Annotated in this window: 10 protein-coding genes; 7 read left to right on the forward strand and 3 right to left on the reverse strand. The window is 77.3% G+C overall.

All coding sequences use genetic code 11. The features are described 5' to 3' along the window. Nucleotides 1-147 precede the first annotated feature (147 nt). Complete coding sequence (gene def / locus ACFCX4_RS31160) at nt 148-783, forward strand: peptide deformylase (protein ID WP_376149823.1); 636 nt, start codon at nt 148-150, stop codon at nt 781-783. 116 nt (nt 784-899) lie between these two features. Here the strand turns inward: def and ACFCX4_RS31165 are convergent, their stop codons facing one another. Further along, a complete protein-coding gene (locus ACFCX4_RS31165) occupies nt 900-1,871 on the reverse strand; it encodes an aminoglycoside phosphotransferase family protein (protein ID WP_376149797.1) in 972 nt (323 codons plus the stop codon). 370 nt (nt 1,872-2,241) lie between these two features. On the opposite strand from ACFCX4_RS31165, the gene paaA reads away from it, so the two are divergent. From paaA to paaE, 5 genes are read left to right on the forward strand one after another with little or no spacing between them, the layout of a single operon-like run. Further along, entirely contained in the window at nt 2,242-3,264 is a 1,023-nt protein-coding gene (paaA, locus tag ACFCX4_RS31170) for a 1,2-phenylacetyl-CoA epoxidase subunit PaaA (RefSeq protein ID WP_376149800.1), read from the forward strand. Further along, complete coding sequence (paaB, locus tag ACFCX4_RS31175) at nt 3,261-3,554, forward strand: 1,2-phenylacetyl-CoA epoxidase subunit PaaB (RefSeq protein WP_376149803.1); 294 nt, start codon at nt 3,261-3,263, stop codon at nt 3,552-3,554. The genes paaA and paaB overlap by 4 nt, the downstream gene beginning before the upstream one ends. Before the next feature lie 17 nt (nt 3,555-3,571). Then, a complete protein-coding gene (gene paaC / locus ACFCX4_RS31180) occupies nt 3,572-4,453 on the forward strand; it encodes a 1,2-phenylacetyl-CoA epoxidase subunit PaaC (RefSeq protein WP_376149806.1) in 882 nt (293 codons plus the stop codon). A gap of 53 nt (nt 4,454-4,506) precedes the next feature. Next, nucleotides 4,507-5,073: a 1,2-phenylacetyl-CoA epoxidase subunit PaaD gene (gene paaD / locus ACFCX4_RS31185; protein WP_376149809.1), complete on the forward strand. Its 567-nt coding sequence runs from the start codon at nt 4,507-4,509 to the stop codon at nt 5,071-5,073. Further along, nucleotides 5,074-6,249: a 1,2-phenylacetyl-CoA epoxidase subunit PaaE gene (paaE, locus tag ACFCX4_RS31190; protein ID WP_376149812.1), complete on the forward strand. Its 1,176-nt coding sequence runs from the start codon at nt 5,074-5,076 to the stop codon at nt 6,247-6,249. Nucleotides 6,250-6,347: 98 nt separating this feature from the next. On the opposite strand, the gene ACFCX4_RS31195 is transcribed toward paaE, so the two are convergent. Continuing rightward, nucleotides 6,348-7,259: an NAD(P)H-binding protein gene (locus tag ACFCX4_RS31195; RefSeq protein WP_376149815.1), complete on the reverse strand. Its 912-nt coding sequence runs from the start codon at nt 7,257-7,259 to the stop codon at nt 6,348-6,350. A gap of 88 nt (nt 7,260-7,347) precedes the next feature. On the opposite strand from ACFCX4_RS31195, the gene ACFCX4_RS31200 reads away from it, so the two are divergent. After that, nucleotides 7,348-7,791, forward strand: a complete 444-nt coding sequence (locus ACFCX4_RS31200) for a winged helix-turn-helix transcriptional regulator (RefSeq protein ID WP_376149818.1) — start codon at nt 7,348-7,350, stop codon at nt 7,789-7,791. Nucleotides 7,792-7,893: 102 nt separating this feature from the next. Here the strand turns inward: ACFCX4_RS31200 and ACFCX4_RS31205 are convergent, their stop codons facing one another. Then, the gene (locus tag ACFCX4_RS31205) at nt 7,894-9,054 is read right to left on the reverse strand and encodes an NAD(P)-binding domain-containing protein (RefSeq protein WP_376149820.1); all 1,161 of its coding nucleotides are present in this window, start codon (nt 9,052-9,054) and stop codon (nt 7,894-7,896) included. Nucleotides 9,055-9,189 lie beyond the last annotated feature (135 nt).

The raw sequence follows: 9,189 nt of genomic DNA on the forward strand, positions 1-9,189 counted from the left end.
ACGCCGGCGGTGCCGGCGCGCAGCCGCTGGGGCGGGACGCGAAGGGGAGGGACGGCCATGGCACGGCACGAGCCGACGGGGCGGGCGGAGCGGACGCGGACGCGGGGGCGGGGCGGGACGCAGGACCGGCTCCGGGGGCAGGTCCGGGTGCAGGGCGAGCCGGTGGAGCGCTACCCGGAGGTGCCGCCGGAGACGCTGCGGGGCGAAGTGCGGCGGATCACCGTCATCGGGGAGGACGTCCTCCACCGGCGCTGCCGGGACGTGGCGGAGGAGGAGTTCGGCACTCCCGGACTGTCCCGGCTGATCGACGACATGTTCGCCACCATGTGGGTCGCCGAGGGGGTCGGCCTCGCGGCCAACCAGATCGGCGTCGACCTCCGGGCCTTCGTCTGGGACTGCTTCGACGAGGACGGCGTCCGCCACGTGGGCCACATCCTCAATCCGGTGCTCGACGACCTTCCCGCCGCGGCCCGGCGGCTCGTCGACACCGCGGAGGGCTGCCTCTCCGTCCCCGGCCCCCGCACGGACCTGGCCCGCCCGGACGCGGCGGTCGTCCGCGGCCGGGACCTCGTGGGCCGCCCGCTGGTCGTCGAGGGCAGCGGCTACTTCGCACGCTGCCTCCAGCACGAGAGCGACCATCTCGCCGGCGGCCTCTACGTCGACCGTCTCGCGGCCGGGGAACGGCGCGCGGTGCTGCGGGACATGGAGGAGCGGAAGGCGGACGTGTTCGCCCGGCGAGAGGTCCGCACGGGGGAACTGGCCGCGCTGCCCCGGCCGGCCTGATCCTTCGGGACGGCTCCGCGGCCGGGGGCGGGCCGGAGCTCCGGGACGGCCGGAGCCCGCGAACGGCGAGGCACCGGGAACGGCGAGGCACCGGGAACGGCCGGGCCACCGACGGTCTACCCGGCCTCGGCGAGGATCGCCCGAAGGCGGGCCAGGCACTCGGCGGCGAAGGCCGGCCAGGTGTGCCGGTAGTGGGCGAGCCCGCTGACGCCGACCGCGATGGCCCAGGCGCGGGCGCGGATCCAGGTCGGCTCGTCGAGGTCCAGCGCGTCCCGGTAGGCCCGGCGTGCTGCGGCCGGGAGGTCCCAGACGGGCGCGTGCTCGGCGTCCGGGAGGCCGATCGAGAGGCAGCCGAAGTCGATCACCGCGTGCAGCCGCCCGTCCCGGACCAGGAGGTTGCTGGGCTTGAGGTCGCCGTGGAGCCACACGTGCGGCGCGTCCGACTCCGGCAGGGCGAGCGCGGCCCGCCACAGGTGCTCCAGGGCATCCACGTCCGGATCCCGCACCGTGTCCGGATCCCGGGCCGTCCCCGCGTCCGCCCGCGCCCCGGATCCTGCGGCCCCGGCCCCCGCCCCGGCCGGCTCGCGGCAGTCCGCGAGGTACCGGGTGACCCAGTCGTCGCACGCCCGAAGGCCGCCGCCGCGGTACCAGTCGAGGTCGTCCGCCCGGCTCGCGCCCATCAGGCCGAGACCGTGCAGCTCCCGCACGAACGCCGCGAGGTCGCCGCCGAAGGCCGCCCAGTCCCGGACCGTGTCCGGCCCCGGCTCCGCGCCGTCGATCCAGCGGTAGACCGACCAGGCGAGCGGAAAGCCCGGCCCGGGCACCCCGAGGTGGACGGGTTCGGGGACGGCGCTGCCCAGTCGCGGGGCCAGGCGCGGGAGCCAGTGCTGCTCCTTGCGCACGGACCGGGCGGTGTCCGGGGTGCGCGGCAGGCGGACGAGCAGTTCGTCGCCGAGCCGGTACATGCTGTTGTCCGTGCCGGCGCCCGCCGCCGTGAGGGGGAGGCGCGCCCACTCGGGCCGCTGGGCCGCCAGCAGGGCGCGGACCACGGTCTCGCCGGCCGGTACCTCGTTCGCGTGCAGCGTCATCCCAGGAGTCTCGCCGCCCGGCCCGGCCCCCGGCCATCGGATTTCCGGCCGCGCGGTCGGCTCGGTGCCCGGCTTCGTTCCCGCCACGAGTCCCGTCCCGTTCCCACGGCGACTTCCGCCCCGCTGCCCGCCCCGCCGCCCCTTCGTTGCCCGGTTCGTTTCCGGGAACGCCTCCCGCCGCCCCCGCCGCCCCCGCCGCCGCCGCCGCTGCCTCCGCGCGGCCCCGTCGCCGTGCGCGACCGGCCGCGCTCCCTTGTCAGCCGCCCGCCCCACCGCGCACAATGGAACCGACCGAACGGTCAGTCGGTGGACCCGCCCTTCCCCGGAGCCGGAGCGGGAGCGGGTGGCCGGAGAGCGAGAGGGGACCGTGGTGACAGCAGAGGTGACCGAGCGGCCCGACCGGACCGGGCAGTCGCCGGAGGAACGGTTCGAGGCCGTCATCGCCGCGGAGCAGCGCATCGAGCCCCGGGACTGGATGCCCGACGCCTACCGGGCCACCCTCGTCCGCCAGATCGCCCAGCACGCGCACTCCGAGATCATCGGCATGCAGCCCGAGGGCAACTGGCTGACCCGGGCCCCCTCCCTGCGCCGCAAGGCGATCCTGCTCGCCAAGGCCCAGGACGAGGCCGGTCACGGGCTCTACCTCTACGCCGCCGCCGAGACCCTCGGCGTGGACCGCGCCGAGCTCACCGAGAAGCTGATCTCCGGCCGGCAGAAGTACTCGTCGATCTTCAACTACCCGACCCTCACCTTCGCCGACGTCGGGGTGATCGGCTGGCTGGTCGACGGCGCCGCGATCTGCAACCAGGTCCCGCTCTGCCGCTGCAGCTACGGCCCGTACGCCCGCGCGATGGTCCGGATCTGCAAGGAGGAGTCGTTCCACCAGCGCCAGGGCTACGAGCTGCTGATGACGCTGATGCGCGGCACCGAGGCGCAGCGCCGGATGGTCCAGGACGCGGTGGACCGCTGGTGGTGGCCGTCGCTGATGATGTTCGGCCCCTCGGACGCGGCCTCGCCGAACACGGCCCGGTCGATGGCCTGGCGGATCAAGCGGCACACCAACGACGAGCTGCGGCAGCGCTTCGTCGACATGACGGTCCCGCAGGCCGAGCACCTCGGCGTCACCCTCCCCGACCCCGAGCTGCGCCGGAACGAGGAGCGCGGCGGCTGGGACTTCGGCGAGCCGGACTGGTCGGAGCTGACCCGGGTCATCCACGGCGAGGGCCCGTGCAACGCCCAGCGCACGGAGCGCCGCCGGGCGGCCCACGAGGACGGCGCGTGGGTCCGCGAGGCGGCCACCGCCTACGCGGCGAAGCGCCGCGCGCAGACCGCCGCCGATTCCGGCGGACCGGTCGCCGCGGCCACGGCAACGGAACAGGAGAACGCGAAGTGACCGGGTCCAGGGCCGGCTGGCCGCTCTACGAGGTGTTCGTGCGCCCCCGGCGCGGTCTGAACCACGTGCACGTCGGTTCTCTGCACGCGGCCGACGACCGGATGGCCCTGCTCGCCGCCCGCGACCTCTACACCCGCCGCAACGAGGGCGTCAGCCTCTGGGTGGTCCGCTCCGACGCGATCGCCGCGTCCGCCCCGGACGAGCGCGACCCCTTCTTCGAGCCCAGCGGCGACAAGGTCTACCGCCACCCGACCTTCTACGACATCCCCGAGGATGTCCCGCACATCTGACCGGGAGCAGCCGAACCATGACCGACGACCACGTGTACCTGAGCCTCGCCGAGGCGTCACCCGGGCCCGAGGGCGAGGGCCGCTGGGCGTACGGGACGGGCTTCGCCGACCCGCTGCTCGGGGTGGACACCGCGGTGCCGCCCGGCCTGGACGGCGCGGACCTCGCGGCCTACTGCCTGATGCTGGGCGACGACGCGCTCGTCCTCGCCCAGCGGCTGATCGAGTGGTGCACCCGCGCGCCGGAACTGGAGGAGGAGGTGGCGCTCGCCAACCTCGGCCTCGACCTGCTCGGCCAGGCCCGTCAGCTGCTGACCCGGGCCGGGCAGGCGGACGGCACCGGGCGCACCGAGGACGACCTGGCGTACTGGCGGGAGGAGCAGGAGTTCCGCAACGTCCGCCTGGTCGAGGCGCCGAACGGGGACTTCGCGTTCTCGGTGGCCCGCCTGCTGGTGTTCGCCACCGCCCGCGGCGCGCTCTACGAGGCGCTGGCCGGGCACGCCGACCCGGTGCTGGCGGCGGTCGCCGGGCGCGGGGTGAAGGAGCTGGCCTACCACCGCGAGTACGCCACCGCCTGGACGCTGCGGCTCGGCGACGGCACGCCGTACTCGGCGGCCCGGATGCAGGCCGGCCTGGACGCCGTGTGGCCGCTGCTGGCGGAGCTGTTCACGGCGCACCCGGTGGAGCTTCGGGCCGGGGTGGACCCGGCGGCGCTGCGCGAGCCGGTGCTGCGCTCGCTGGCGGCGGTGTGCGCCGAGGCCGGGCTGACGGTGCCGGACGTGCCGGGCCTGGCGGCCGTCGGCGGCCGGGCCGGCCGGGACGGCGTGCACACCGAGGCGCTGGGCCCGCTGCTCGCCGAGCTGCAGGTGCTGGCCCGGGCGCACCCGGGTGCGACGTGGTGACGGCCGTGGCCGGGCCGGTGGGGCGGGGCGGTGCCTGGGAGGTGGCGGCGGCCGTGCCCGATCCCGAGCTGCCCATGCTGACCCTCGCCGACCTGGGCGTGCTGGCCGGGGTCGAGGAGGAGGGCGGCACGGTGACGGCGTGGCTCACGCCGACGTACTCGGGCTGTCCCGCCGTCGCCGAGATGGCCGCCGATGTGGACCGGCGGCTGCGGGCGGCCGGGTACGCGGACGTCCGGGTCCGGCTGCGGCTCGACCCGCCCTGGTCGACCGACCTGATCACCGCCGAGGGGCGGCGCAAGCTGGCCGGGGCCGGGATCGCACCGCCCCGGCCGGGGACGGCCGCGGGCGGCACCCCGGGCGGAAGCACCCAGGTGAGCCTCGGCCCGACCCGGCTCGTGGCACCCGCGTCCGCCGGTACGTCCGGCGGCCCGTCCGCAGGCGCACCGGTGGCCGGACCGGTGGCCGGATCCGTGGCCGGGAGCGCCGTCGCGCCCGTCATCTGTCCGCTCTGCGGCGGCAGCGACACCGAGGAGCTGTCCCGCTTCGGCTCCACCGCCTGCAAGGCGCTGTGGCGCTGCCGCGACTGCCGCGAGCCCTTCGAACGCGTCAAGGAGATCTGAATGGCCGCCGCCTCGCCCGCCCCCTCCGCCGCCTCGTCGGCGCCGGTGCCCACCGGTCCGGCCCGGGCAGCGGCACCGGCCCAGGACGCCGTGCGACCGGCCCGCCGGCCGGTCTTCCACGCCCTGCGGATCGCCGGGGTGGAGCGGCTCTGCGAGGACGCCGTCGCGGTGACCTTCGCCATCCCGGACGGGCTCGCGGAGGCGTTCGCCTTCCGGCCGGGCCAGACGCTGACGCTGCGCCGGGTGGTGGACGGCGTCGACGAGCGCCGCTCGTACTCGATCTGTGCCCCCGCCGGCGGTCCGCTGCGGATCGCCGTCCGGGAGGTGCCGGGCGGGCTGTTCTCCCGCTGGCTGGTGCGCGACGCCCGGCCGGGCGAGGAGGTCGAGGTGCTGACGCCGTCCGGCCTGTTCACGCCGGACCTCGCCGAGCCCGCCGACCACGTGCTGCTGGCGGCCGGCTCCGGCATCACGCCGATGCTGTCCATCGCGGCCTCCGTGCTGGCCGCCGATCGCACCTCCACCGTGACCCTGCTCTACGGGAACCGGCGCAGCGACACCGTGATGTTCGCCGACGAGCTGGCCGACCTGAAGGACCGCCACCTGGGCCGCCTGCAGTTGGTCCACGTGCTCTCCCGGGAGACCAGGGACGCCGAGCTGCTCAGCGGGCGGCTGGACCCGGAGCGGGTCGCGGCGCTGCTGGCGGCGCTGGTGGACGTGGAGACGGTCGGCCACTGGTGGCTGTGCGGGCCGTTCGGGATGGTCGCCGGGGCGAAGGAGCTGCTGGCCGGGCTGGGCGTGCCGGCGGACCGGGTGCACCAGGAGCTGTTCCACGCCGGGGACGAGCCGGTGGCCGGGCGTCCGGAGGACTCCCCGGGCGGGGGCGACGGGGCGGCGGCCGGGTACAGCGAGGTCACCGTCGTCCTGGACGGGCGCGGGAGCACCCTGTCGCTGCCGTGCGACCGCTCCGTCCTGGACGGTGCTCAGCGCTCCCGGCCCGATCTGCCGTTCGCCTGCAAGGGCGGGGTCTGCGGCACCTGCCGGGCGCTGGTCACCGAGGGCGAGGTGGAGATGCGGCGCAACTTCGCGCTGGAGGAGAAGGAGCTGGCGGCCGGCTACGTCCTCACCTGTCAGGCCCGTCCGCTGACGGACCGGGTGACGGTCGACTACGACCGCTGACCGGCCCCGGCGGAGCGGTCCGGCGTCGGCGGTCCGGCGTCCGGGCGCGACGGTCCGGCCCGGGACGCCGCGCCCGGGCCGCCGCCGGGCCGCGTCCGTCAGGGCGCCCCGGCCACCAGTTCGGCCCGGTGGCCGGCGAAGAACGCGCCGAGCGTGACCGGCGCGCGCCCGAGCAGCCGCCTCGTGGTGCCGTCGTCGGGGACGTCGAACCAGCCCTCGCGCCGGAACGGGTCGTTCTCGCCCCAGGCCGCCGCCAGCGGCGCGGGCACACCGAGGGCGGTCAGCGCGCGGGGGACGTCCGCGTCGGCCACCGGGCGGTGGCGCACCGGCCGGCCGGTGGCCCCGCCGAGCGCGGCGGCGACCTCGGCGTCGGTCAGGCCGGGCCCGGTCACGTCGAGGACCGTCCCGGTGGCGCCCGGCGCGGGGACGGTGTCGACGGCGCCGGTGAGGACGCGCGCCGCGGCCCAGGCGGTGTCCTCACGGGTGATGTAGCCGACCCGGCCGTGCGCGGCGCTGCTGGGCAGCTCCCCGTGCGCGACCGCGAGCCGGGCCAGGCCGGAGAGCAGCAGCATCTGCGGCCAGACGTTGAACCGCAGGACGGTGTGGGCCAGGCCGGAGGCGGCGAGCAGCCGCTCGGTCAGTCCGTGGTCGGCCGCCTCGGGGACGGGGTTGCCCGGGTCGGCGGCGCGGACCACCGAGGTGTAGACGACGTGCTCCACCCCGGCGGCGACGGCCGCCCCGACGGCCGCCTCGTGCAGCCGGAGCCTCCGGGGCGAGCGCTCGGTGCTGACGAGCAGCAGCCGCCGGACCCCGGCGAGGGCGGGTACCAGGGTGGCGGGCCGGGCGAAGTCGGCCTGTCGGACGGCCGGCCCCGGCCCGGGGCGGCCGGCGTCCGCCCGGGCCGGATCCCGGGTGAGGGCGACCGTGCCGGCCCGGTCGGCCGTCAGGTCGAGCACCGCGGCGAGCGCCAGCCGGCCGAACCGTCCGGCGGTGCCGGTGACTGCGAACATGTGAACTCCTCGACTGCGACGACGACTGCGACGATGTCCTGGAGCGAGCATGGGCGGGCCGGGCGGATCGCCGAAAGAAGGAACACCGATGTCCACTGGCACGACGCGGGGCGAGGGCCCCGCCGCCGCACCGGTCACCGCGGCCGCACCGGTCACCGCGGCCGCACCGGTCACCGCCGCCGCACCGATCACCGCGGGGGACCGCGCCGGGTGCCCGGCGACCGCGGTGCTGCACCGGATCGGGGACCGCTGGAGCGTCCTGCTGATCTGCCTGCTCGCGCGGCGGCCGCACGGCTACAACGAGCTGGACCGCGCGGTCGCCGACCTGAGCCGCCGGATGCTGACCCGCGCGCTGCGCACCCTGGAGGCCGAGGGGTACGTGAGCCGCACCGCCCGGGCGGAGTCCCCGTACCGGGTCGAGTACGCGCTGACCGCCCGCGGCGAGTCGCTGCACGCGGCGGTGCGGGAGCTGGGCGTCCGGGCCGCCACGGAGGCCGCCACGGAGGAGGGACCGCCCCCGGCGGCGCGGTGAGGCCGGCCGGGGCACCACGGCCGGCGCCCCCCAGGGCCGGCCGACGCGGGCCGGCCGACGCGGGCCGGCCGCCGTTCGCCCCGCGGCCTGCCGGCCTGCCGGTCAGCCGCCGGCCGGGACCACGGCCCGCGCGGGGGCCGGGTCACCGAGCAGCCGGACGATCTCGTTGACCGCCGCGCGGCCCGCCCGGTTGGCGCCGACGGTGCTGGCGGACGGCCCGTAGCCGACCAGGTGGACCCGCGGGTCGGCGGTGGCGCGGGTGCCGGTGAGGGCGATGCCGCCGCCGGGGGAGCGCAGGTCGAGCGGGCCGAGGTGGCCGACCTCGGGGCGGAACCCGGTGGCCCAGACGATCGCGTCGACGGCGAGTTCCTCGTCCCCCCAGGCGACCCCGTGCTCGGTGAGGCGGTCGAACATCGGGCGGCGGTGCAGCGCACCCAGCTCCTCGGCCCGGCGGTGGGCGACCGAGGGGCCGAGCCCGGTCACGCTGACCACGCTGCGCACCGGCAGGCCCCGGCTGACCCGCTCCTCGACCTTGGCGACCACGGCGCGCCCGTACTCGGGGGTGAACGGTCCCTCGTGGTAGACGGGCGGGGTGCGGGTGACCCAGACGGTCTCGCCGACGGCGGCGACCTCCGACAGCACCTGGATCGCCGAGGCCCCGCCGCCGACCACCAGCACCCGCTTGCCGGCGAACTCCTCGGGGCCCCGGTAGGCGGCGTAGTGCAGCTGGCGGCCGGCGAAGCGGCCGGGGTAGTGCGGCAGGAACGGGCGGGTCCAGGTACCGGTGGCGTTGATCAGGGCCCGGGCCGACCAGGTGCCGGCGTCGGTCTCGACCAGCAGCCGGGCGTCCGGGAGGGCGCCGGCGGAGCGCACCGCCAGGACCTTGACGGGGCGTACGACGGGGAGCGCGTGCCGGGCCTCGTACGCCGTGAAGTACCCCGGTACGACCTCGCGCGCGGGGGCGTCCGGGTCGGGCTCGGGGAGCTCGAAGTCGGGCAGGTCGTGGAAACCGTGGACGGTGGCCATCCGCAGCGACGGCGAGCGGTGGGCCCAGGCGCCGCCGGGGGCGGTGTCGGCGTCGAGGACGACGAAGCCGCCGTCGGTGCCCGCGCGGTACGGGGCGAAGCCGCGGCGGCGCAGGTGGTAGGCGGCGGACAGGCCCGCCTGCCCCGCGCCGATCACCAGGACGTCGACCCGCCGGCCCTCGTCGGCCGCCGCCCCGGCACCGGCCGCGCCATCAGTGGTTGCACCGTAAACAGTCACGCCCGTGAAACATCCGGCGGACGGCCCGTGTTCCCGCGGCGCCGACCGGGCCCGGCGGTCCGGCCCCGGCGGGGGCCCCCGCCCGCGCGGCGCGGGGGCGCGCCCGGCCCCGCGGGCGGGGGGGGAGCGGGGGGA

Origin of the sequence: Kitasatospora sp. NPDC056327 (assembly GCF_042261735.1) — a bacterium.
Classification (GTDB): Bacteria; Actinomycetota; Actinomycetes; order Streptomycetales; family Streptomycetaceae; genus Kitasatospora.

Coding starts and splice junctions, on each gene's coding strand:
- ACFCX4_RS31165 (WP_376149797.1), bottom strand. CDS start 1,871: ATGACGCTGCACGCGAACGAGGTACCGGCCGGCGAGACCGTGGTCCGC.
- paaC (WP_376149806.1), top strand. CDS start 3,572: ATGACCGACGACCACGTGTACCTGAGCCTCGCCGAGGCGTCACCCGGG.
- paaE (WP_376149812.1), top strand. CDS start 5,074: ATGGCCGCCGCCTCGCCCGCCCCCTCCGCCGCCTCGTCGGCGCCGGTG.
- ACFCX4_RS31195 (WP_376149815.1), bottom strand. CDS start 7,259: ATGTTCGCAGTCACCGGCACCGCCGGACGGTTCGGCCGGCTGGCGCTC.
- ACFCX4_RS31200 (WP_376149818.1), top strand. CDS start 7,348: ATGTCCACTGGCACGACGCGGGGCGAGGGCCCCGCCGCCGCACCGGTC.